The following is a 23,353-nucleotide window of genomic DNA, read 5'->3' as shown; positions in this document are numbered from 1 at the left end:
GGCTCAGAGTTTTCCGCGCAAACCGACGTAGAAGGTACGGCCGTTCGAGTAGAAGGCCCGTGGACGGTCCTTGTTCTCGGCGTACATCTTGATGGTCTCGTTGGTGAGATTGAGCGCATCGAAGGTCAGCGTCAGCTGCTCGGTGAGCTTCACGTTGACGGACGCGGCCAGCGAATCCATGTCGTCCACGTGCTGGCTGGCGCCGCGGTCCACGCCCGCCTTGTAGGCCGACCGGAAGTTGTAGGCCAGGCGCGCGCTGAAGCGCTCGTTCTCGAAGTAGCCGGTCAGGTTCCAGGTACGTTTCGAAGAGTTCAGCAGCTCGCCGCCGTCGTCGAGTTCGCCGTCCGCGAAGGTGTAATTGGCGAGGAAGCCGAAGTTGTTCCACAAGGGCTGCTGCCAGCTCAGTTCCACGCCCTTGTTCTTGCCGGTGGTGTTGAAGGGCGAGGTGATCTGGTACTCGGCCGGGGCGCTCCTCTTGTTGTTGTAGTAGGTACCGGTGCTGGTGCCCTGGGCCACGATCGAGCGCAGGTCCATGTAGAACAGGCCGGCCGAGAGCAGCGCCTTCGGTGCGAAATACCACTCGGCCGAGAGGTCGAAGTTGGTCGAGCGGACCGGATCGAGATTGACGTTGCCGCCGCTGCCGCTCAGGGCGTCGTCGTTCAGCGAGACCGAACCGCCCAGAGCCGAGTAGTCCGGACGGGCAATGGTCTTCGCGACGGCCGCGCGCAGCACCAGGTCCTCGCGCGCATCGAATTTGAGGTTCACGCTCGGCAGGTAGTCGCGGTAGGTGCGCTTGAACGTGGTCGGCGTGTAGGGCCCGAAGGCGGAGCCGGTAATGGGATTCGGGCCGCCCGGCAGGTTCACGACCGTGGTCTGGCGCGTTTCGACGGCGCGCAGGCCGACGTTGCCGCTCCAGCGATCGACACCGAATTCCGCCATGCCGTACAGGGCGCTGGTCTTCTCCCCGACCTGGAATTCGTCCATCCAGTTGTGGCGCAGCGTGTAGTCGAGCAGCCGGTTGCCCGGCACCGCGCCCCAGGCACCGAGGGCCGCGCCGTCGTATTTGAAATAGTTCGAGGACAGGTTGCCGCCCAGGTCGTTCGCGAAATCCGACGGGTACATCTGGCCGCTCCAGCTTGGGCCCGGATTGCTGAAGCCGAGCGGTCCCGGACGCGTTTCCAGCGGGTGTTCGGCAGTGCGGTGGTGGTCAGTGAAGCGCGCACCGAAGCGCAGGTTCGTCACCATCGAATCGCGCACGCGCCAATCGGCATCGAGCTGCGCATACTTTTCCTGGTCGACCGATTGCGCCTCACCGCCGCCGGCCCAGGCCGTGCTGCCTGGCGACGTGGTATTCCCGCCCGGGTAACTGACGGTCGCCGGCGAGAGGCCGTTGAGCGCATATACCATGCCGCCGTCGACGTTGTTCTGGTAGAAGACGTCGTCGCGGTCGTAGCCGACGCCATGGGTTTTACCGAGCTTGCCGGAGACAGTGAGGTCGTCGTTGACCTTGTACTTGCCGTTGAAGTCGAGATACCAGGATTCGCCGCCGGCGTTCGGGCGGTAGATGTTGTCCACCTCGCCGTTGTTGACGGCGAAGCCGGCGCCGACCAGGGTGTTATTGCGCACAACCGGATTTTGTGGAATCTGGTTGGCGCTGTTGATCGAATTGGCGGGCGCGGCCAGCCAGTTGGTGTTCTGGTGCGGCGCCTTGAGTTCGGAATAGAAGCCGTTCAGGTCGAGGCTCAGGCCGCGCATCGGACGCGTCTCGACGTCGAAGGCGCCGCCGCTGCGCTTCTTGGTCTGCTCGAACAGGGTCGCGCCGATGAAGGTCGGCACCAGCACGCCGGCCAGGCGCGGATCGGCCACCGCCGCCGCGCTGGTGGCAGCGATCGGCGTGTAGCCGAGGATCTCCTGGCCGTCGCGGCGCACGGCCGCCTTTTCGCTGAAGCCCTGCAGCAGGAAGCCGACGGTATTGTCCGCATTCTTCCAGGCCACCAGTCCCGAGACGTGCGGCTCGGTCTTGCCCGACAGGTCGTTGTAGTTGGCCTGGATCGAGCCCTCCACCGTGAGCGGCTGGCGGAAGTCGAGCGGACGGCGCGTGATGACGTTGATGGCGCCGGAGACGCCGCCTTCGACCAGGTCGGCGCTGGCGCTCTTTTGCACGACGATCGAGCCGACCAGTTCCGAGGGCAGCAGGGAGAAGCTGCTGGACCGGCCGACGTTGCCGCCGATCTGGTTCAGCAGGAACCAGTCGCCGGTGCTGATGGCGTGGCCGTTGAACAGGGTTTGCTGCAGGCTGGGGCTGGTGCCGCGCAGGCTGACGCGGTCGTTCTCGCCGAAGCCGCCTTCGCCGCCGGCCGAGGACTGCGTGTTCACGCCCGGCAGGCGCTGGATGGCATCGGCCACGTTCTTGTCGGGCATCTTGCCGATGTCCTCGGCGGTGACGACTTCAACCACGCCGTCGGCATTGCGCTTCTGGCGCAGCGACTGCTCGAGCGCGGCGCGCACGCCGGTGACGACGACCTGCTGCATGCCGGCTTCGCCCTCGGCCTGCTGTGCGCGTGCCTGCTGCGCCACGCTCAGCGTCAACACCATCACCGCCGCGGCGATCGCCGTGACCCTGTACTCCTGCCGTGCCATCAACTGGTTCATGTTCTCTCCAAAACATTCGTTCGATTGTGCGTGCAAACCCGTTTCGAATTCGTCGGGCGCTTTTGGCCGGCGCCTCTCTCTTCGTATGGACCGCATTGTGTTGTCATTTCGAGCGCCATGTTTGTCAAATCTTGCTGAGCGCAGGGCTGTGGCCTATTTCGGACATGCGGGTGTGGCAGGCGGGTACGCGAAAAAAAACGCCACCCGGAGGTGGCGTCCTGGCGAGCGCGGGAGGGTCAGCGCCGGAAGATCCACAGAATGATCGAAATGACGATCGAGACGACGATGCAGGTGACGATCGGGAAGTGAAAGCTGAAGCCCTCGCGGACGACGTGGATGTCGCCCGGCAGGCGGCCGAAGGGCAGCCGGCGCAGCCAGGGCCAGGCCAGGCCGATGGCGGCGATGACGATGCCGAGGATGATCAGTGTGCGCTGCATGGGTGCTTCCAAGAGAGTGGCCAAGGCTCATTGTGCCCCGGCCGGGAGCCGTGACGGCGCGCGCCAGGATGAAACCGGGCCCTCCCCGGGGGCACCGACAGTTGCGCCAAGGCACCCGTCGTGGTGTGCGTCGGACAGGAAACCCCGGTGCTACACTGAATTAACACGACGATCGAATGCAGCCGATCCTGGTCGCGCTGATCGGGCGCCAGCCTGTTCATTGGCTCAGCCTATCCGTGCTCCGCCCACCGTCACGGCGGTCGGTCGGCCGATGTGTGTGCGCAGTGCCCAGGCCGGGTGTGCGCAGGCATCGGCGGACCCTGACAGGGCGCATCTGCATGCGATCGCCGGTCTTTCGCGTTTGCACCCGGGCCGGCAGCGGCCGGCCATGGGATCGAACATCATTCACGCTTCATTACTGACAGGGGGTAGCATGCCAACAACCTGGATTATCACGGCCAATGCGGGCCGGGCAAGGTTCTTCTCCGAGGACGGTCCAGCAGAACCGCTGCACGAATTGGAAGACATGGTGAATAACGGCGCACGCCTGCGCGACTCGGAAATCAATACCGACCGCATCGGCAACCTGGCGGCCGGCAAGAGCGGCCATGCGATCGGCGGCGCGCAGGGCGGTCCCGCCCAGCACAACGCCGCTGCCGGCGCACCGAACAGCCAGTACGAACCGAACCAGACACCCGCCGAGCACGAGACCGAGCTGTTCGCCAAGGATCTGGCACAGTACCTGCTGAAAGCCCAGCAGGAGGGCCGCTACCAGCACCTGGTGCTGTCGGCATCGCCGCAATTCCTCGGCAGCCTGCGCAATAACCTCCACCCGCAAGTCAAGGCCGCGATCAAGCAGGAATTCAACAAGGACTATACGCAGGTCCCGGTCCACCAGCTGCGCGAGCAGCTGCACGCGGCCCAGGCCAAGTCCGCAGGGTAAGCACCCTCCTCGCTGATGCGTCACCGGCCCTCGCGGCCGGTTTTTTTTCGTCCGCGCGCTCGCCCTGCATTCGTGCGGCCGGGTTCGTCGTTGCGCCCTACCATGGCGGTATCGAAGAACAAGGATCCATCATGAACAAGCGACTGACTCCGACCCTGGTCAAGGGTACGCTGCTGGCCTCCGTGGTCCTGCTCGGCATGAAGGCCTGGGCGGCCAGCAAGGAGGCGAACCCGCGCAGCGACCTGGCCACCATCCCGTCGGTCGACCTGCCGCGCTACCTCGGCCAGTGGTACGAGATCGCGAAGTTCCCGAACCGTTTCCAGAGAAATTGCGCCGGCTTCACGACGGCAACCTATACCGCCTTGCCCGACGGCCGGGTGCAGGTCGAGAACCGCTGCCGCCAGGCGGATGGCAGCACCGACGTCGCCGTCGGCGTGGCGCGCCAGGTCGGCGGCCCCACATCGCCGCGCCTGAAGGTGCGCTTCGCGCCGGCGCTGCTCTCGTTTATTCCGCAGGTCTGGGGCGACTACTGGATCATCGACCTCGACCGCGATTACGGCCTGGCCGCGGTCAGCGAGCCAGGCCGCGACTACCTGTGGATCCTGTCGCGCACGCCGACCGTCAGCAAGCCGGCCTACGATGCGCTGGTGGCGCGCCTGTCGGGCCAGGGACTCGATGTGCGCAAGCTGGTGCGCACGCCCCAGGAATGAGACAAGAATATTCTCCGGAACCCGGCATGCGCCACCAGATCGCCAACGCACCCGCCCTGCTTTGCGGAGGCGCGCCATGATCGTGCGTGACCGCCCGAACGGCCTGCGCCTCTTCCTCACCATGCGCGGCTCGGTCCTGCCGAGCATCTGGAAAAGCCTGGCGATCACCACCTTGCTGGCCGTGTTCGTCACCCTGAGCCATGGCCGCTTGTGGGACCACAAGATCCAGCTCACCGTCGTCCCCTTCACGCTGATGGGCTTGCCGCTCGCGATCTTCCTCGGCTTTCGCAACAATTCGGCCTACGACCGCTATTGGGAAGGCCGCAAGTTGTGGGGCGAATTGGTCCTGCGCAGCCGGAATTTCGCACGCCAGTGCCTGAGCCTGATCGACGAGGGCGACGCCAGCGGGCTTGATGCCGCCGGTGTGCGCGAGCGCATGATCCGGCGCGCGATCGCCTATGCCCATTCCCTGCGCCACCAGCTGCGCAAGAGCGATCCCGCACTCGACGTGGCGCCGCACCTGGCGCCGGCCGAATGGACGGCGCTGCGCGGCCGCGTCAACCTGAGCCATGCGCTGATGCTAGAAATGGGCGCCGACCTGGCGCGTTGCCGCCGCGCCGGCATGCTCGACAGCGTGCGCGCCGCCGCACTCGACGCGACCATGTCCGCCATGATCGCCACCGCCGCTTCCTGCGAGCGCATCAAGAACACGCCCGTGCCGTTTTCCTACACGCTGCTGCTGCACCGCACCGCCTACCTGTACTGCTACCTGCTGCCCTTCGGCCTGGTCGATTCGATCGGCTACCTGACGCCGCTGGTGGTGGCGATCGTCGCCTATACCTTCTATGGCCTGGATGCGCTGGGCGACGAGATCGAAGAACCCTTCGGCCTGTCGCCGAACGACCTGCCGCTGGACGCGATCTGCCGCACGATCGAGATCGACCTGCGCGATGCGCTGGGCGAAGCCGAGCTGCCGCCGCCGCTGCTGCCGGTGAATTACTGGCTGCGTTGAGCCACCAGGGCGATATACTCGCCCTTTTCCTTTTCAGCTCCCACCATGTCTTCCCTGCCACCCTGCCCCAGCTGCCAGTCCACCTATACCTACGAGGATGGCGCCAACCTGGTCTGTCCCGAATGCGGCCATGAGTGGTCGGCCCAGGCCGGCGCCGGCGCCGAGACCGCGCGCGTCTACCGCGATGCCTCCGGCAACATCCTGCAGGACGGCGACACGGTCACCGTCATCAAGGACCTGAAACCGAAAGGATCGGGCGGCGTCATCAAGCAGGGTACCAAGGTCAAGAACATCCGCCTGGTCGACAGCGACCACGACATCGATTGCAAGATCGAAGGTTTCGGTGCGATGAGCCTGAAGACGGAGTTCGTGCGCAAGGTGTAGCCTGGTTCTTGCGCCGCAAACGACAACACCAGCCCGCAGGCTGGTGTTATTTTATGCGCCGGAGAAATTAGCGGCCGGTGCCGGTCGTGGTGGTGCCGGTGCCGGTGCTGTTCGTACCCGAGGTCCCGGTCGTGCCCGAGGTGCCCGAGGTGCCGCTGGTGCCCGAAGTGCCGCTGGTGCCCATCGAACCCGAGGTGCCCATGGAGCCGCTGGTGCCCATCGAACCGGAGGTGCCGCTGGTGCCGGTGCCGGTCGAGCCGTTCATGCCGCTGCTGCCGCTGGTACCGGTGCCCATCGAACCGCTGGTGCCGCTGGCGCCGCTGCCCATGGAGCCGCTGGTGCCGGTGGCGCCGGTGGTGCCGCTGGTGCCCGAGGTGCCGGTGCCCATTGAGCCGCTGGTGCCGCTGTCCATCGAACCACTGGTGCCGGAGGTACCAGAGGTGCCAGACGTGCCGCTGGTGCCGCTCGAGCCGCCGGTGGTACCGCTGCCGCTGGTGCCGCTGGCGCTGCCGCTACCGCTGGTGCCCATCGAACCGCTGCTCGATGCGCCGCTGGAGCCGGTGGTGCCGCTGCTGCTCGAGCCGCTGCTGCTGCTCGATTTGCTCTTTTGTTTCTTGTGCTTCTTGGTCGACGATTTCTTGTGGTCGTCCGATTGGGCGCTCGAGGTCTGCGAGCCCGATGCGCTGCTGCCGCTCTGGTCGGCCGTGCTGCTCGATTGTGCGCTTGCGTTGAACGAAGTCGCCATGGCGGCGGTGATCGAGGCGGCCAGCAGGCCTTTCAACAGTTTATGCATTGTCATGTTTATCTCCTAATATTTCGGGCTTGAGGAAAGCTCAGCAATATCAACGACATACAACATTGATTGAGCAGGTGGCCGAGTTTAGAGAGGACAGATTCGGAGCAGCGCACGTTAGCCGATTGGAAAGATATGCGACACGGATCAAGGTGCGCTTCCCAGCCCCGCAGCACGTGCCGCCAGGGTAGCGATCTCGGTGTACAGCGGCAGCACATTCGCCTTGTCGTCCGGATAGACCCGGTTCGACAAGAACACGTAGAAGCTGCGCGAACCGGGATCGATCCAGAGTACGCAACCGGTGAAGCCGGTATGGCCAAAACTGCCGATCGGAAACAGCGTGCCGCGCGGGCGCTGGGCAAAGGGCGAATCGATGTCCATGCCGAGCCCGCGCAGGGCCGCGATACCCGGCGGACTCTGCACAGTCGTCAGCAGGCGCACGCTCTCCGGCGCCAGCACGCGCACACCGTCGAGTTCGCCGCCTTGCAGGAGCATGCGCGCATAACGGGCGAGGTCGTCCACGGTGCCGAACACGCCGGCCGCACCGGCCACGCCGCCGATGCGGCGCACCGTCGGATCGTGGACCACGCCTTGCAGCAGCGCTCCTGTGCCGACGTCGCCGTGCAGCGCCGTGCCATCCGCGCCTGCCTTGTGGGTCGGCGCGATGCCGCTGGCGGCCATGCGGCGCAGCGGCAGGTAGCCGGTGTGCGCCATGCCCAGCGGGCCAAACAGGCGCTCCTGCGCGAAGACGTCGAGTTCCATGCCGGACAGTTTTCGCACCAGCTGGCCGAGCAGGATGTAGTTGATGTCGGAATAGCGGAAATACGTTCCTGGTGTATGTGTCACCGTCTGCGCGCAAGCCATGGCGTGGGCGGTGGCGTCGCCCTGCCAGGCGGGCTTACCCGGCAGCCCCGCCGCCAGGCCCGAGGTATGGGTCAGCAGCTGGCGGATCGTGATCGCGTCCTTGCCGCCGCCCTTGCACTCCGGGAAGTAATCGACCAGCTTCGCTTCCAGGTCGAGCTTGCCGTCCTCCCTCAGCAGCAGGATGGCGGGTGCCGTGGCCAGCACCTTGCTCAGCGAGGCGGCGTCGAACACGGTGCCGAGGGTCACCGGCGCCATATCGGGTTCGTAGCCGAGGCGGCCATAGGCGCGCGCGTGGACGACGCCATCGCGTTCCAGGTGAAACACTGCGCCCGGCATGCGGCGTTCGGCGATGGCCTGCTCGATGGCGGCATCGATGCGGGCGAACTGCGTGCGGTCGAGCCCGCTCTCCTGCGTCGGCGTGTGGGCACAGCCGGCGGTAAGCAAAGCGAAGCAGGCAGCGGCCAGCGCGCGCCTGGGTCTCAACGGGCGGCGGGGGGAAAACATGTGCATGGAAAATCCGGGCAGAAGGAGATGGCGGACAAGGCGTGGAAGCCGATGATAGGCAGGCAAGTTCTGCCGGTCAATCTTTACGCCGAGTCCTTGCCGCGCCGCATTTTCAGGCCTCGTCCAGCGCGAAAAAATCCTTCGGCGTATCATGGACCGCATGATTCCTTTCTCGATACTCGACCTGTCGCCCATCGCCGAAGGCAGCGACGCACGCACTTCCTTCCACCATTCCCTCGACCTCGCCCAGCACGGCGAACGCTGGGGTTACAACCGTTTCTGGCTGGCCGAACACCACGGCATGCCGGGCATCGCCAGCGCCGCCACCTCGGTGCTGATGGGCTATGTTGCAGCCGGCACCTCGACCATCCGTGTCGGCGCCGGCGGCATCATGTTGCCGAACCATTCTCCGCTCGTCATCGCGGAGCAGTTCGGTACGCTCGAATCCCTGTTTCCGGGCCGCATCGACCTGGGCCTGGGCCGCGCGCCCGGCTCCGACCACGTCACCGCGCGCGCCCTGCGCCGCAACCTGGCCTCGGATGCGGACGAGTTCCCGCAGGACGTCCTGGAACTGCAGGATTATTTTGCCGACTCGCCGCGGCGCCAGGTGCGCGCCGTGCCCGGCGCCGGCCTGAACGTGCCGCTGTGGATCCTCGGCTCCAGCCTGTTCGGCGCCCAGCTGGCCGCCCATCTCGGCCTGCCCTACGCGTTTGCTTCGCATTTCGCGCCGCAAATGATGATGCAGGCAATCGAACTGTACCGCGCCAATTTCAAGCCGTCGGCACAATTGGACAAGCCTTATGTCATGCTCGGCTTTAACGTGTTTGCCGCCGACACCGACGAGGAAGCGCACTTCCGCGCCACCTCGATGCAGCAGGCCTTCGTGAACCTGCGCAGCGGCCGGCCGACGCGCCTGCAGCCGCCGGTGCGCGGCTACCTGGAAGCGCTGGGACCGTCGGAGCGCATGATGCTCGATTCGGTGCTGTCGTGCTCGGCGATCGGGTCGCCGGAGACGGTGGCGCAGCAGTTGAAGGCGTTTGTTGCCTACACCAAGGCGGACGAGTTGATGATCACCTCGCAGATCTTCGATCACGCGGCGCGTTTGCGTTCGTACGAGATCACGGCGCAGGTGCACGAGGCGGCGTAGGGCGGGCATGCCCGCGTGCACCGCGTGAGGACACGCGGCGCCAATCCAAGGCCGCCTACGCTTCGCCGGTCCCCGCCTGCAACGCGTCGATCAACTCGGCGGTGGTCCTCACTTTCCCCATCATCCTGAACATGTTCTTGCACGCAAACTCGTGCGCCTCGGCCGTGATGCCGCTCATCGCATCCTCGGCAAATACCAGGCCGTAGCCGCGGTCGTAGGCCGCGCGCGCCGTCGATTCGACGCCGATATTCGTGACGATGCCGCCCAGGATCAACGTCTTGATGTGCCTGCGCCGCAGCAGCTGGTCGAGCTCGGTACCGTAGAAGGCGCCCCATTGCCGCTTGGTGATCACAATGTCGGTCGCCTCCACGCCCGCTTCCGGTGCGAAGTGGGAAGCGTCAGGCGGAGGCGGCGGCGAGCCTGGCGCGCGCAGGGGCGCATCCGCGGGCGGCGCTTGCAGCTCGTTCATCAGCACCCGCACGAACACCACCATGCCGCCGCGGTTGCGCATTTCCTGCGCCAGCAGCACGCAGTTGCCGAGCACGGCTTGCGCCGAATACGGCGCCAGTTCGCGCGCCATGTTGCCGTTTTGTAGGTCAATCAGCACCAGGGCCGTGCCGGCCAGATCGATCGAAAAGTCGTCCATCGTTTCCTCCTTGATGGCAAGTATCGGCGAAACGATCAAGCCGCGGCGCACGCGCCAGTACTCAGGATTTGTCGGGCACAATGCGCAGCAACGCCGACTTGTCCTCGTCGGTCAACACGTACAGGTGCCCGTCCGGCCCTTGGCGCACGTCGCGCACGCGCTTGCCGATATCGAGCTTTTCCTGGCGTACCACCTTGCCGTTGCCGTCGAAAACGATGCGGCGCAGGTCCATGCCGGCCAGGCTGCCGCTGAACAGGCTGCCGCGCCATTGCGGGAAAGCGCTGCCGGTGTACAGCACGAGGCCCGAGGGCGCCGGCGACGGCACCCAGGCGACCAGCGGGTCGACCATGCCGGGCACGCTGGTCTTGCCGATCGGTTCGCGCGTGCTGTAATCGGCACCGAAGCTCTGCAGCGGCCAGCCGTAGTTCTTGCCGCCCTCGATGCGGTTGATTTCGTCGCCGCCGCGCGGGCCGTGCTCGCTGGCATACACGCGTCCGCTCGCCGCATCGACTGTCAGGCCCTGGATATTGCGGTGCCCATAAGACCAGATTTCCGGCAGCGCGCCGGCGCGCGTAGCCAGCGGATTGCCCGGCGCCGGCTTGCCCTCGGCCGTCAGGCGCAGGAGCGAACCGTTGTGGCTGCCGAGGTACTGGGCCTGGTCGCGCGCCAGCATGTTGCCGACCCGCTGGGGAGGATTGCCGCCGTCGCCGATGCTCATCAACAGGGTGCCGTCCGCCATCCAGGCCAGGCGCGAGCCGAAGTGCTGGCCGCCGCTCTTCGAGGGAGAGGCCGTGAACAAGGTCTTGATGCCGCCGAGCTTTTTGCCGTCGAACACACCCTGCACCAGGATGGTCCGGTTCTCGCTGTTGCTGCCATTCGCCATGGTCAGGTAGACGCGGATGTTCGGGCCCTTGTCCGCCGGATGAATGGCGATGTCGAGCAGGCCGCCCTGGCCGCTCGTCATCAGCTTGGGCAAGCCCTCCAGGGGCACATCCTGCACCTTGCCCGCGGCGACCAGGTGCAGTGTCCCCTCCTTCCCCGTCACGAGCATGCGGCCGTCGGGCAGCCAGGCCATGGCCCAGGCTTGCGGCAGGGCCGCGGTGACGGTCTCGGCGCGCCAACCCTTGATTGCCGGCGGTTCGCCGCTGGCCTGAACCTGGGCCAGCGCCGGCAGCGCCGGTAGAGCGGTAGCGCCCAGGCACGCAAGAGTTAACATTCGGCACTTGAGTTGACTGATTTGCATGCAAAACCCCTTTAAAAGTTGTTATCTAACCGTCATCGTGGCGCAAAAACCGCGTTCTCGCTGCACAGGGAGCGAAATCGGAGTATCATCTTTGTTTCTGAACTTGCGTAAGGATGTTCCATGAACCAGCGACGCTCTTTCCTCAAAAGCTCTGTTGTGCTCGCATCCGCCATCGGCATGCCGGCCCTGGCCAAAGCTGCCCAGCCCGCTCCTGCCGAACGCGTCCTGCGCCTGTACAACACTCATACTGGTGAAAGCCTGCGTAGTGTTTTCTGGGCCGAAGGCCAGTTCATTCCAGACGCACTGAAAGACATCAATAAGCTGCTGCGCGACCATCGCAACGACAAGATCGCAGAGATGGATCCAAAGCTGATTTTGTTACTCAACGATGTCGGCGATAAATTCGGCGACAACCAGATACTGCACGTGATTTCCGGCTACCGTTCGCCCGAATCGAACGCCAAGCTGCATGCCAACTCCAGCGGCGTGGCCAAGCACAGCATGCACATGGACGGCAAGGCCATCGACATCCGCATGCCGGGCAAGAACCTGGCCCAGTTGCACAAGGCTGCCATGTCGATGAAGGCTGGCGGTGTCGGCTACTACCCGGATTCGCAATTCGTCCACATGGATACCGGCCGGGTCCGTTACTGGTAAGCTAGCGCATGCGCCTGCTCCTGCCCACCCTCTTCCTCGTTCTTGCCGTCCCGGCGGCGGGAGGAAGTGCGGCGCAGGAGCCTGTTGCGAAGGTCAATGTTTCTACGACACGCGACCCGGTCGACAAATCCTACCGCAAGATGATCAAAGGCATGGAACGCTTCGAGCGCGAGCATGCCTTCGCCCCCAATGCGCCGCTGCGTTTCCAGCTGCTGCCGCGTACCCCCGACGTCAAGATGGACGGCATCACCCTGCGCGTGGCCGGCGACACGGTCTCGGTGCCGGTGCCGGTCGGGCCCGACAACAGTTTCGTTCTTCCCCGTAATGAGCAGGCCCTGCGCGAAGACGCCGCCGTGCTTGCCAACCGCAAGACCACCAGCATGACCTGGCGTGCCCTGATCCGCACGCCTGGCTTGCCGCCCGACACGCGCCGCCTGGGCGACCTGCGCCTGGAATGCCGCGTCGGCACCGAAGCCGGACTGGTATCGAACAACTCGCAGATGTTCGCCTGGCTGTCGAGCGCGCTGCTCAGCGCCGACCACGTCTGCAATAGCCCTGAAGGCAATTACCTGTTCTTCGCCGACCGCCCCCTGTTCGGCGTGCGCCTGCGCGCCGGCGAGCGGGTCGAGGACCTGCCCTTCAAGATGCTCTACGCCGGCGGCGACCAGACGCCGGAGATGCTGCGCTTCTGCGATTGCCAGGTGCTGCTGGACCGCACCTATTACGCGCCGCTCTGGGACCGCAGCTGGCCCGACGATACCCTGGTCGAATTCGACTACATGACGCCCGCGGCCCCCGCCGCGCCAGTATCGGCACCAGCGGCGGAGGTGCAGCAATGAAAGCCGCTGCCCTCTTGATGAGCCTCGTGCTGGCCGGCTGCGCCACCGGCCAGGCCACCATCGGCACGCAAGTACCGGCCGAGCGCCTGTCCTCCTCGATCGTGCCAGGCCGCACCACCAAGGCCGAATTGTTGGCCGCGTTCGGCAAGACCAAGGCAGTCGTCTTCGACAGCGGCTACGAAAGCTGGCTCTACCAATCGCCTGCGGGTGGTGGGCGTTTTGCCGAATTTGTCGTCCTGATCGATCCTCAAGGTATCGTCGCCCGGACCCGCCAGCGCGCGCCCGCGGCGCCATAAGCCCCTGCGCTGGCGCGCGCGGCAGTTTCGATAAGACTGGCAGAATCTGCCTCACAGAATGCCGTTTCCTGTGGAGGCCCCATGCTGGTCGATCGCGTACGGATGCTCATCCTGCCGCTGGCGCTTGTGCTGCTATATGTGCTGCTGCTGGCCGGCTGCGGCGGTGGCGGCGGCAATCCCGGCACGCCAGCCACTTCTCCACCGGCCGCGACCACCGGTTCGCTGCAGGTGTCGATCACGGCCCTGCCCGCCGGCGTGAACGGGGCCGTGCGCGTCACCGGCCCCAACAATTACTCGCAAGACCTGAGCTCCACCCAGCTGCTCGCCAACCTCGCGCCCGGCAGCTACAGCGTGGCCGCGTCCAGCGTCACCCTCGGCAGCGCCACCTATACGCCCACGCCCGCCACCCAGAGCGTGGTGGTGACGGCCGGCGCCACCGCCAGTGCGGCGGTGGCCTACGCCGGCGCCAACCTGAGCCTGGCGCTGTCCGACATCGGGCCTAGCTTCACCAGTCCCACCTTCGTCACCGCCCCGCCTGGGGACGACCGCCTGTTCGTGGTCGAGCGGCGCGGCGTGGTGCGCGTCGTGCGCAACGGCGCCGTGCTGGCCCAGCCCTGGATCGACATCAGCGCCAACGTGTTCACGACCGGCGAAGGCGGGCTGCTGTCGATGGCCTTCGACCCCAACTTCGCCAGCAACGGTTACTTCTACCTGTATTACACCGACCCGGCCCAGAACATCGTCGTCGAACGCTACGCCAGCTCGCCCACGCCGAACCTTGCCGATCCGACCTCCGCACTGACCATCCTGCGCGTGGCCCATCCGCAGTTCACCAACCACTTCGGCGGTCTGGTCGCCTTCGGGCCGGACGGCATGCTGTATGCGGGGCTAGGCGATGGCGGCGGCGCCGGCGACCCGTTCGGGAATGCGCAAAACCTGAACGTCCTGCTCGGCAAGCTGCTGCGCGTGGACGTGCGCACGGCCACCAGCGGCCAGCCCTACACGATTCCCTCCACCAATCCCTACCTGAACCAGCCGGGACGCCGGCCCGAGATCTGGGCCGCGGGTCTGCGCAACCCGTGGCGCTACGCCTTCGACGGCGAGCAGCTCTACATTGCCGACGTCGGACAGGATGCGCGCGAGGAGGTGAATCTCGCCAGCAGCTCGCAAGCCGGCCTCAATTACGGCTGGGACATTCTGGAAGGAAGCGCTTGCTACGACGCGACGACCTGCGACCGCAACGGCCTGACGCTGCCCGTGTTCGAATACGAGCATGGCGCCAACGACGTGAATGGCTGCTCCATTACCGGTGGCTATGTCTATCGGGGACCGGCGATTCCCGAGCTGGCCGGCCGCTATTTCTATTCGGATTACTGCCGCGGCTACATTAAGAGCTTCTTCGCCAGCGGCGCCGGCATCGTCGAGCAGCGCGACTGGAACCTGACGGGCGCCGGCCAGGTCGTCTCCTTCGGGCGCGACGGCGCGGGCGAGCTGTACGTGGTCAGCGCGAACGGGCGCATCTTCAAACTGGTACGGGGCAGCGGAACTTGAGGCAAGGTAGAATGGGGCGATGGCACGCTTAAACCTCCACTTCCCCGAAGACCAGTATTACTATTCCACGCCGCTGACGGTCCGGGTCACCGACATCAACGGTGCGAACCACCTCGGCAACGACTCGATGATCTCGATGATCTCCGAGGCGCGCGCCCGCTTCCTGTTCGAGTTCGGCGTCCCCGAAACCGAGCGCGACGGCACCGGCATCATCGTCACCGACCTGGCCACGACCTACCGCGCCGAAGCCCATGCGCGCGACCAGCTCCTGTTCGAAGTCGGCGTCATGGACTTCAACAAGTACGGCGGCGACATCACTTTCCGCATCACGCGCCCGAAGGACAAGGCCCTGGTCGCGATGGCCAAGTCCGGCTTCGTCTTCTACAACTACAAAACCAGCCAGGTCGTGGTCATGCCCGAAGAGTTCCGCAACAAATTCGAACGCGTGAACTGGGTCGACTAGACATCCACACCTTTATCGAAAAATAGCTGGAACTTTCCGGAGTCGAGACCGGAATATGGGTGAGAGACGACCATGACGATCACCCCGACCACTTCCGACGACGAACTGCTGCGCCGCATGCGCAGCGCCGATACCCAGGCCTTTGCCGCGCTCTACCGGCGCCACCAGGGCCCGGTGTACCGCTTCGCCCTGCTGCGCTGCGGTTCCGGCGACACGGCCGCCGACGTCGTCCAGGAAGCCTTCATGGGCCTGCTCACCGGGCGCCTCGCCTTCGATCCGCTACGCGGGTCCTTGTCCAACTTCCTGTTCGGCGTGGTGCGCCTCCTGATCCTGAAACACGAAGAACCGCGCCGGCGCGAGTCGCCCCTGCCCGACAGCGACGAAGACGAGCTCGAGCCGGCTTTGGAAGATGCCTGCCCGCTGACCCGCGTCCTGGCCAATGAATCGGCCGAGGAAGTGCGGCGCGCGCTGGCCCGGCTGGCGCCGCATTACCGCGACGCCCTCATCCTCTACGAAATGCACGGCCTGTCCTACCTGGAGATCGCCACGATCTGCGCGGTCGACATCGGCACCGTGCGCTCGCGCCTGGCGCGCGGCCGCGCCGCCCTGGCCAAGGCCCTGCGCCTCCATGCGCTGGACGCCAACTGAATGGACACCATCATGCACGACGACGATTTGCCCGAACTCGAACCCCGCCTGGCGCAGCTGCGCAACGCGCTGGCCCAGGTCGACGCCCCACGCTGCGTGGAAAAGGAATTGATGCAGGCCTTTGCCAGCCAGTCGGCCCGTGCACGGCCCTGGTACCGCCGCCTCGGCTTGCTCGAATGGAGCGCGGCCGTGGCCTGCGTGCTGGTCTGCGTCGCCGTCGTCGGCCTGTTGTCGCTGCCGCCACGCTTGGCGGACGGCTTCGATGACAGCCCGCTGGTGCGCATCGACAACGGCGGCGCCTTCATCGCACTCGATTCCGTCGAACGCATCGAGGCCGAGCCGGCGCCGCGCCTGGTCGAGACCGAGGTGTCGCGCACCATGCTGGCCGCGCTCGGCCTGCCGGTCACGCCCGAAAACGCGGGCGAGGCCGTGCGCGCCGAAATGCTGGTCGGTGCCGCCGGCGAACCGCTGGCCCTGCGCCTGACTTCCATCGACTGAGCGCTTTTACTTTTATTCACCCGAGGACACCATGAACGCCCACCGCCTGCTGCTGACCGCCCTGCTTGCCTGTTTCGCCCTCCCCGCCCTGGCCGAGGAAGTCGCGCCCCTGCCCGCCCTCCCGCCCCAGGGCGAGTTCGGCCATCCCGACGAGGCCCTGCGTATGGTCCACCGCGGCCACACCCAAGTGGTCAAGAATGCGCCGTACAGCGCCCAAGCGGTCTCCGAACGGCTGCAGCACCTGCCCGACGGTAACCAGATCGAGCGGCGTACGCGCTCGGCAAGCTACCGCGACAGCGCCGGCCGCACACGCCATGAAGTGCGCAACGACAAGGGAGAACTGCGCACCGTGACCATCAACGATCCGGTGGCGGGTGCCATGTGGATCCTGAATCCGCAAGAGCGCAGCGCCCAGCGCCTGCCTTCGCGGGTCGAGATCGAACGCATCGCCCGCGAGGCGCGCGAGAAGGCGCGCGCCCAGGTCGAGCGCATGCGTCGCGAAGGCCGCCTGCCGGCTTTGGCCCGCCGCGAAGGAGAAGATGGCGTCGCCGTCCGGGTCGAACGCAGGACCGGCGACGAGCGCGATGGCCACCGCGAAACCGTGCGCGTGATCCGGATGGCGCCGGGCCCGGCCTTCGACGGCGCTGCCTTCGGTGCGCGCATGGGCCCGATGATCGCCAGCGCGGTGACGGGTGCCCTGGCCGACCGCAAGTGGGCAGCGAAGGCAGTCAGCCGCGATCTCGGCACGCGCGACTTCGAGGGCGTCAAGGCCGAAGGGAAGCAGCGCAGCTACGAGATCCCGGCCGGCGAAGTGGGCAACCGCAATCCAATCGTGGTCAGCGACGAAACCTGGTATGCGCCGGACCTGCAGGTGACGGTGTATTCGAAACACAGCGACCCGCGCAGCGGCGACTATGTGTATCGCCTCGAGGGCATCAAGCGCGGCGAGCCGGATGCGTCGCTGTTCGCGGTGCCGTCCGACTACCAAGTGCGCGAACCGGGCAAGCGCCTGGGTGGGAAAAGCGAGGAGTAACAACAAACATGCCGGCATCAGCCGGCATGCAAGGAAAGTAGAAGATGCGCCTTGCCTGGGCCGCGTGATGCGCAACAGGCAAGGAGACCGTCTCAGCGGCTTGCGGTGCGTTCGCGCGGCGCAACGACGGCGTAAAACCATTCGTCGACCATGTGCTTTTCGAAACGCAGCGGATCGCCGCTGGAATAACGCTTGGAATTGCCGATGTAGGCCATGTCGCGCAACTGCACGGCGCCGTTACGCAGGACTTCGCCATTGCTCTCGACCTGGAAACGCAAATCGATGCGGGGCCAGTCCACCGCGCTCCGTATCGTCTGCATGGCTGGAACGCCGTTCGTGCGCACCATCCGTCCGGCCAGGTCGATGTCGTCGACAGCGATGCGCAGGACCTGGCCTGCAGGCAACCGTGCGCCAAGCTTGTTGAAATGGGCAGTCAGCTGCTCCAGGATGCGCTCACGCTCCCCCTGGTCGATCGGCAGATCGGAGAAACGCTCCGGCTGAACATAGGTGACGACGACTTCCGCGGAAGCGGCACCCGCTGCCAGCGCCAGTACACTGCTTACCGCCAACATCCGCAACATCTTCTTCATGACGACTCCTTATTGTTGGATTGCACGACGACTCTGTTTCAAATTGCGATGCCAATATACCTCGGCATTCGTTGCGAATTGTGACGGCTTGTAAATTTAAGCCATCGCAGGCGAAAAAAAAACGCGCCGCTACTGCGGCGCGCCCTTTTTTATGCGTAGTGCTTGATTTTCCGGGCTCGAAGGCGCCAGGCAGCCGGATCAGCGCCGCGCCGAGCGTTCGCGCGGCATGATCGTTTCGTAGAACCAGTCGTCGATCATGCGCCGCTCGTAGCGCAGCGGATCGCCATCCGAGTAGCGGCCGATGCGGTCCATGAAGGCCATGTCGCTCAGCCTCGCATCGCCGCTGCGCAGGACCTGGCCGTTGCGCTCGAGCGTGTAATGCAGCTCCATGCGCGGCCACTCCGCACTGTTCTGCTTGATGATGCGCAGTTCGTGGCCGCGGCGGCTTGGCACTTCACGGCCGGCCAGGTCGATGTCGGTCACGTCGATACGCAGGTGCTGGTCGGGCGGCAGCTTGGCGCCGAGCTTGGCGAAATGCTCGGTCAGGTTTTTCAGCGCGTCCTCGCGGTCCCACGCCGTGAATGGCAGGTCGGAGAAGCGCTCCGGCTGAATATAGTTGACGGTGACGTCCCCCGCCGAGGCCGCGCCCGCGGCCAATGCCAGCAGGCCGCTAGCGGCCAGTTTCTGAATCACGTTGTTCATGGCGATTCCTCTCTTGGATGTCTTGGTTTTTACTGTATCAATATACGCTTCTTCGACACAAGGCGACGTCTACGGCAAGTAAATTCTGTATCCGATTGTGAGCGCGGGAAAGCAGCTCGGGCTCGCCTGTTTTGTTAGTCCTCGCACAGCCGGCCTCGCCCGGCCGGCGCATCCTTGCCATCAAGGAGGAATGCCCGTGCCAGAAGGACCATCGCTCGTCATCCTGAAGGAAGAAACCGCCCGTTTCGTCGGCCAGCAGATCGTGGAAGCCGGCGGCAACGTGCGCGCCATCGATCCCGCGCGCCTGCTCGGCCAGAGCATCGTCTCGCTGCGCACCTGGGGCAAGCATTTCCTCATCGAATTGCCGAACATGGCGCTCCGCATCCACTTCCTGCTGTTCGGCACCTACCGCGTGAACGAGGAGCGCGAAGGCAAGGTGCCGCGCCTGTATCTGCGCACCGCCGAGGGCGACGTCCTGAATTTTTATGCCTGCGCGATTCGCGAGATCGATACCGATCTCGACAGCCAGTACGACTGGAGCGCCGACGTGATGAGCGACGCCTGGGACCCGAAGCAGGCCCGCAAGAAGCTGCGCGCCTGTCCCGACATGCTGGCCTGCGACGCCCTGCTGGACCAGGACATCTTTTCCGGCGTCGGCAACATCATCAAGAACGAGGTGCTGTTTCGCATCCGCGTGCACCCGGCGTCGACCGTGGGCGCCCTGCCCGCCCCCAAGCTGCGCGCCCTGGTCGAGGAAGCGCGTCAATACAGTTTCGACTTCCTGGGCTGGAAAAAGCAGTACGTGCTCAAGCAGCACTGGCTGGCCCATGCCAAGAAAATCTGTCCGCGCTGCGACATCCCTTTTACCAAGGCCCACCTCGGGCGCACCAACCGCCGCAGCTTCTTTTGCGAGAACTGCCAGAAACGGTATAACTAGCGGCTATTGACTCATCCGCCCAACACTCGGCAATTATTGCATTCCATCCCAATCTATTGCCTGTTGTTAATGCTGCGTAGCCGTACTACAATCGATTCGACTTGCATTTCACCTTTGTTTCGTTCGTATCGACTCTTACGGTATCGGAAACACCATGTCTTTTTTGTCTGCCGCCACGCCCAAGCTCGCGCCCTGGAAGGTTTTGCTCGTCGACGACGAGCCGGATATCCATGACATCACCAAGCTCACGCTGAACCGCTTCCGCCTGGACGGGCGCGCGCTCAGCTTCCTGCACGCCTACAGCGGCGCGGAGGCCAAGGAAATTCTGGCGCGCGAAAAGGACATCGCGCTGGTCTTCCTCGACGTGGTGATGGAGCGCGAAGACAGCGGCCTGGAAGTGGCGCGCTGGATGCGGCAGGACCTGGACAACCAGTTCAGCCGCATCGTGCTGCGCACCGGCCAACCGGGCCAGGCGCCGGAAGAGCGCGTGATCGTCGACTACGACATCAACGACTACAAGGAAAAGACGGAACTCGACCGGACAAAACTGTTCACCACCACCTTCGCGGCCCTGCGCGCCTACCGCGACATCATGAAGGTGGAAGACGCCCGCCGCGTGCAGCAGAACTACCGCGAAGGCCTGGAGCGCGTGCTGTCTGCCTCGTCCCACATCTTCAAGCAGCGCAACCTGAAGGACTTCGCCGGCGGCCTGCTGCAGCAAGTCGTCGCCCTGCTGCGCCTGGAGCAAAGCATGCTGCTGCGCCTGAAAGGCGCGAGCGTGATAACCGGGGAGAGCCAGTACGAAGTGCTGGCCAAGATCGGCGAATTCGGCGACGGCATCGACCCGGCCCTGCTGGCCCAGCTGGACGAAGCGCGCCATAACCGCATCTCCAAGCTGCACGGCGACACCTATGTCGGCTACTTCCCGAACAACAGCGGCAAGGCCTCGCTGCTGGTGCTGCAAGGCGTCGAGGAAATCTCCGACATCGACGCGCAGTTGCTGGAGGTGTTCTGCTCGGGCGTGGCGATCGCCTTCGACAACATCCTGCTGAACCAGGAAATCACCGACACCCAGGCCGAGCTGATCCTGCGTTTGGGCGACGTGGTCGAATCCCGCTCGAACGAAGCCGGTAACCACGTGCGCCGCATGGCCCAGGTCTGCCACCTGCTGGCGCAAGCCTCGGGCCTGCCCGAAGACGAGACGGCCGTGCTGATGCATGCCGCGCCGATGCACGACATCGGCAAGATCGCGACGCCGGACGCCGTCCTCCTGAAACCGGGCCGCCTGACGCCGGAAGAGTGGGAAGTCATGAAGCAGCACCCGACGGTCGGCCTGCAGATCCTGGACGGCTCGAGCCGCCCGATCCTGAAAGCCGCCGCCGTGATCGCGCACCAGCACCACGAGAAATACGACGGCAGCGGCTATCCGCAGGGTTTGAAGGGCGAAGACATCCATCCCTACGCCCGCATCGTCGCCGTCGCCGACGTGTTCGACGCCCTCAGCCACGAGCGCGTGTACAAGCCGGCCTGGCCGGCCGAGCAGGTGACCGACTACCTGCGCGAAGTCGCGGGCAAGCATCTCGATCCGCATTACGTCGATCTGCTCATCAAGAATATGGACAAGGCGGTGGAGATCAATCGGCAGTGGCCGGATTGAGAAGGTTGCCGGGATAAACTCCGGCGTGTCCGCCAAGGATGTAGGGTGGGCGGGTCTCCCGCCCACGCGGTGATAGATGGCAGCAAGATCATCCGGCGCGATATCGGAGCCGGTAACAATCACCGCGTGGGCGGAGGATCCGCCCACCCTACATCACGCTGCGAGTTTTTGCTCCCGCCGGCTGCGCGGGAAACTCAGCTCATACCTTAAACCCTCCCCCGGCGCGCTGTGCGCATGCACGCTGCCGCCCAGCGCCCCCGTCACCAGGTTGTACAAGATGTGCGCACCGAGCCCGCTGCCGCCATTGCCGCGCTTGGTCGTGAAGAAGGGATCGAACAGTTTATCCAGCGTGTCCTGGTCCATGCCGGCGCCGTCGTCGGCATAGCTCAGCGAGACGACCTCGTTCTCCACCGAGACCCGGATCGCGATCGCGCCCTTCTCGTCGTGCTCGAAACCGTGCACCAGCGAATTCATCAGCATGTTGGTGACGATCTGCGAGACGGCGCCCGGGTAGCTTTCCAGCACCACATCGGCCGGGCACGCGACCTCGACCTTCACCGGCCGGCCCTTCAGCTTCGGCTGCAGAGAAAGCAGCACTTCGTTCAGGTAATTACGCAGATTAAAACTGCGGATGTCGTCCGAGGACTGGTCCACCGCCACCTGTTTAAAGCTGCGCACCAGCGCCGCGGCGCGCTGGGTGTTGGTGGTCATGATGCGCAGCGACTGGTCGACGATGTCGAGGAAGCCGTTCAGGCTGTCTTCCGTCATCTCGCCGGCGCCGAGTTCCTCGCGCGTCAGGCGCAACTCTTCTACCAGGTGGCTCGTTGCCGTCACGCAGATGCCCAAAGGGGTGTTGATCTCGTGCGCGACGCCGGCTACCAGGCGGCCGAGCGAGGCCAGCTTTTCCTGGCGCACCAGCTCCCCCTGGGCTTGCTGGAGTTGCGTCAGCGCCGTGTTCAACGCGGCATTCTGCTCTTCCAGCCGCTCCTTGGTCTGGCGCAGGCGGTGGTCGGCCTGCATGCGCGCCAGGGCGACGGCGACGTGACTGGCCATGAAGGCGAGCAGGTCGAGGTCGGCCTTGGTATAGATGACGCTCGGATCGTAGCTTTGCACGACCAGTACACCATAGGGCTTGTCGTGCACCAGCATCGGCGCGCCCATCCAGCTCGCGATGTCGACGTTGCCGTAGGGCTCCTTGACCTGCCCGCTCGCGACCAGGCGCGCGAAGCTGCCGGCGTCGTGCAACTGCGCCTGCTTCGAGGCGAGCACATAGGAACACATGGCTTTGCCGTAAGGGAAGCGCGTGACCGGGGCAGTGGCGTCCTTCTGGTCGACAAAGTACGGGATGCTGATTTCTTCCGTTTCCGGGTGATACAAGCCGATCAGGAAGTTCTCGGCAACCATCAGCTCGCCGATGATGCGGTGCAGGCTGGTGGTGAGCACCGCCTTGTCGGCCGCGCTGGCGGACAGGGTGGCGATCTGGTACAGCGCATGTTGCACCTGCTCGGCACGGCGCCGTTCGGCCACTTCATGGGCCAGGCGCGCGGTCCGTTCCTGCACGGCGCGCTCGAGGCGGTCCATGCTCTGCAGGCTTTGCAGCGCGACCGAGACGTGGTTCGCGATCACGCCGAACAGGGCCTGGTCTTCGTCGCTATACGTGTTTTCAGGGCTGTAGCTCTGGATCACGATCGCGCCCAGCGGCAGGTGCTGCTGGTCGAGCAGCGGGCAGCCCATCCAGTGCTCGGCCGCGCTGCCGGCGCCGAAGTTCGAGCCGTCCGCCTCGCGCGCCTTGAAGTCTTCCGCGGTCACGACCAGGGTCTGGCGGTTCAGGATGACCCAGGCGGTGGGCGATTCGTCGGGCGAAGCGAGCTTGACGGGCTGATTCAGCGGCGGGCCTTCGTCGGATTCGTCGACGAAGTAGACGAAGCGCACGGTGCCCTCGTCGCGGTCGGACAGGGCCACATAAAAGTTGGCCGCATACATGATGCGGCCCAGCGCGCGGTGCACGGCGCGGATGAATTCGGTGATGTCGCTGCAGCTGGTCGAGGTCTGCCCGATTTCGAGCAACATCGACTGCACCGCTTCCAGTCGGGCTAGACGATCCATGGATTCCCTTGAAGAATTAATTCTCAAGGGAAATATTAGCA

24 protein-coding genes are annotated in these 23,353 nt (G+C 65.1%); 15 read left to right on the top strand and 9 right to left on the bottom strand.

What is annotated here, in order from left to right:
- Window positions 1-3: 3 nt before the first annotated feature.
- Entirely contained in the window at window positions 4-2,652 is a 2,649-nt protein-coding gene (locus C2862_RS10535) for a TonB-dependent receptor (protein WP_229467371.1), read from the bottom strand.
- A 236-nt stretch (window positions 2,653-2,888) separates the two neighbouring features.
- Complete coding sequence (locus C2862_RS10530) at window positions 2,889-3,089, bottom strand: DUF2905 domain-containing protein (protein WP_136220072.1); 201 nt, start codon at window positions 3,087-3,089, stop codon at window positions 2,889-2,891.
- 433 nt (window positions 3,090-3,522) lie between these two features.
- Here C2862_RS10530 and C2862_RS10525 point away from each other — a divergent pair, with 433 nt between their 5' ends.
- From C2862_RS10525 to C2862_RS10510, 4 genes are all read left to right on the top strand, one after another.
- Window positions 3,523-4,032, top strand: a complete 510-nt coding sequence (locus tag C2862_RS10525; protein ID WP_136220071.1) for a host attachment protein — start codon at window positions 3,523-3,525, stop codon at window positions 4,030-4,032.
- A gap of 131 nt (window positions 4,033-4,163) precedes the next feature.
- Window positions 4,164-4,742, top strand: coding sequence for a lipocalin family protein (locus C2862_RS10520; protein WP_229467370.1), 579 nt, complete (start codon window positions 4,164-4,166; stop codon window positions 4,740-4,742).
- 76 nt (window positions 4,743-4,818) lie between these two features.
- The gene (locus C2862_RS10515; protein ID WP_136220070.1) at window positions 4,819-5,754 is read left to right on the top strand and encodes a bestrophin family protein; all 936 of its coding nucleotides are present in this window, start codon (window positions 4,819-4,821) and stop codon (window positions 5,752-5,754) included.
- 45 nt (window positions 5,755-5,799) lie between these two features.
- Window positions 5,800-6,138 (top strand): zinc ribbon domain-containing protein YjdM, encoded by a 339-nt coding sequence (locus C2862_RS10510; RefSeq protein ID WP_136220069.1) that lies wholly within the window; start codon window positions 5,800-5,802, stop codon window positions 6,136-6,138.
- A 67-nt stretch (window positions 6,139-6,205) separates the two neighbouring features.
- Here the strand turns inward: C2862_RS10510 and C2862_RS10505 are convergent, their stop codons facing one another.
- Both C2862_RS10505 and C2862_RS10500 read right to left on the bottom strand, forming a co-directional pair.
- A complete protein-coding gene (locus C2862_RS10505) occupies window positions 6,206-6,937 on the bottom strand; it encodes a hypothetical protein (protein ID WP_210735946.1) in 732 nt (243 codons plus the stop codon).
- Window positions 6,938-7,078: 141 nt separating this feature from the next.
- Window positions 7,079-8,305 carry a serine hydrolase gene (locus tag C2862_RS10500; RefSeq protein ID WP_229467369.1) on the bottom strand — a complete coding sequence of 409 codons (1,227 nt, stop codon included), beginning with the start codon at window positions 8,303-8,305 and terminating at the stop codon, window positions 7,079-7,081.
- 154 nt (window positions 8,306-8,459) lie between these two features.
- Between C2862_RS10500 and C2862_RS10495 the strand changes: the two genes are divergently transcribed.
- Entirely contained in the window at window positions 8,460-9,446 is a 987-nt protein-coding gene (locus tag C2862_RS10495) for an LLM class flavin-dependent oxidoreductase (protein WP_136220143.1), read from the top strand.
- A 55-nt stretch (window positions 9,447-9,501) separates the two neighbouring features.
- Here C2862_RS10495 and C2862_RS10490 read toward each other — a convergent pair whose 3' ends face one another.
- Together C2862_RS10490 and C2862_RS10485 are read right to left on the bottom strand one after the other, a co-directional pair.
- Window positions 9,502-10,092 carry an isochorismatase family protein gene (locus C2862_RS10490; protein WP_136220068.1) on the bottom strand — a complete coding sequence of 197 codons (591 nt, stop codon included), beginning with the start codon at window positions 10,090-10,092 and terminating at the stop codon, window positions 9,502-9,504.
- A gap of 61 nt (window positions 10,093-10,153) precedes the next feature.
- A complete protein-coding gene (locus tag C2862_RS10485; protein WP_229467368.1) occupies window positions 10,154-11,308 on the bottom strand; it encodes a PQQ-dependent sugar dehydrogenase in 1,155 nt (384 codons plus the stop codon).
- Between the two features lie 147 nt (window positions 11,309-11,455).
- Between C2862_RS10485 and C2862_RS10480 the strand changes: the two genes are divergently transcribed.
- From C2862_RS10480 to C2862_RS10445, 8 genes are all read left to right on the top strand, one after another.
- Window positions 11,456-11,992: a DUF882 domain-containing protein gene (locus tag C2862_RS10480; protein WP_136220066.1), complete on the top strand. Its 537-nt coding sequence runs from the start codon at window positions 11,456-11,458 to the stop codon at window positions 11,990-11,992.
- Window positions 11,993-12,000: 8 nt separating this feature from the next.
- Entirely contained in the window at window positions 12,001-12,831 is an 831-nt protein-coding gene (locus tag C2862_RS10475; RefSeq protein ID WP_229467367.1) for a hypothetical protein, read from the top strand.
- On the top strand, window positions 12,828-13,127 hold the full coding sequence (locus tag C2862_RS10470) for a hypothetical protein (RefSeq protein WP_136220065.1): 300 nt from the start codon (window positions 12,828-12,830) through the stop codon (window positions 13,125-13,127). Before C2862_RS10475 ends, C2862_RS10470 begins: the two co-directional genes overlap by 4 nt.
- Window positions 13,128-13,208: 81 nt before the next feature.
- Window positions 13,209-14,678 (top strand): sorbosone dehydrogenase family protein, encoded by a 1,470-nt coding sequence (locus C2862_RS10465; RefSeq protein WP_136220064.1) that lies wholly within the window; start codon window positions 13,209-13,211, stop codon window positions 14,676-14,678.
- A gap of 19 nt (window positions 14,679-14,697) precedes the next feature.
- Window positions 14,698-15,141 carry a thioesterase family protein gene (locus tag C2862_RS10460; protein ID WP_136220063.1) on the top strand — a complete coding sequence of 148 codons (444 nt, stop codon included), beginning with the start codon at window positions 14,698-14,700 and terminating at the stop codon, window positions 15,139-15,141.
- A gap of 72 nt (window positions 15,142-15,213) precedes the next feature.
- Entirely contained in the window at window positions 15,214-15,789 is a 576-nt protein-coding gene (locus tag C2862_RS10455) for an RNA polymerase sigma factor (RefSeq protein WP_136220062.1), read from the top strand.
- Window positions 15,790-16,287, top strand: coding sequence for a hypothetical protein (locus tag C2862_RS10450; RefSeq protein WP_229467366.1), 498 nt, complete (start codon window positions 15,790-15,792; stop codon window positions 16,285-16,287).
- A gap of 31 nt (window positions 16,288-16,318) precedes the next feature.
- A complete protein-coding gene (locus C2862_RS10445; protein WP_136220061.1) occupies window positions 16,319-17,320 on the top strand; it encodes a hypothetical protein in 1,002 nt (333 codons plus the stop codon).
- A 92-nt stretch (window positions 17,321-17,412) separates the two neighbouring features.
- On the opposite strand, the gene C2862_RS10440 is transcribed toward C2862_RS10445, so the two are convergent.
- A complete protein-coding gene (locus C2862_RS10440) occupies window positions 17,413-17,910 on the bottom strand; it encodes a DUF3016 domain-containing protein (RefSeq protein WP_229467365.1) in 498 nt (165 codons plus the stop codon).
- A gap of 198 nt (window positions 17,911-18,108) precedes the next feature.
- The gene (locus C2862_RS10435) at window positions 18,109-18,612 is read right to left on the bottom strand and encodes a DUF3016 domain-containing protein (protein ID WP_136220060.1); all 504 of its coding nucleotides are present in this window, start codon (window positions 18,610-18,612) and stop codon (window positions 18,109-18,111) included.
- 196 nt (window positions 18,613-18,808) lie between these two features.
- Between C2862_RS10435 and C2862_RS10430 the strand changes: the two genes are divergently transcribed.
- The gene (locus C2862_RS10430; RefSeq protein WP_136220059.1) at window positions 18,809-19,549 is read left to right on the top strand and encodes a DNA-formamidopyrimidine glycosylase family protein; all 741 of its coding nucleotides are present in this window, start codon (window positions 18,809-18,811) and stop codon (window positions 19,547-19,549) included.
- A 154-nt stretch (window positions 19,550-19,703) separates the two neighbouring features.
- On the top strand, window positions 19,704-21,206 hold the full coding sequence (locus tag C2862_RS10425; RefSeq protein WP_136220058.1) for a response regulator: 1,503 nt from the start codon (window positions 19,704-19,706) through the stop codon (window positions 21,204-21,206).
- Between the two features lie 153 nt (window positions 21,207-21,359).
- On the opposite strand, the gene C2862_RS10420 is transcribed toward C2862_RS10425, so the two are convergent.
- Window positions 21,360-23,312, bottom strand: coding sequence for a GAF domain-containing protein (locus tag C2862_RS10420; protein WP_136220057.1), 1,953 nt, complete (start codon window positions 23,310-23,312; stop codon window positions 21,360-21,362).
- Between the last annotated feature and the right edge of the window lie 41 nt (window positions 23,313-23,353).

Origin of the sequence: Massilia sp. Mn16-1_5 (assembly GCF_004798585.1) — a bacterium.
Classification (GTDB): Bacteria; Pseudomonadota; Gammaproteobacteria; order Burkholderiales; family Burkholderiaceae_D; genus Telluria.
This window is presented reverse-complemented; position numbering and strand designations above follow the sequence as displayed.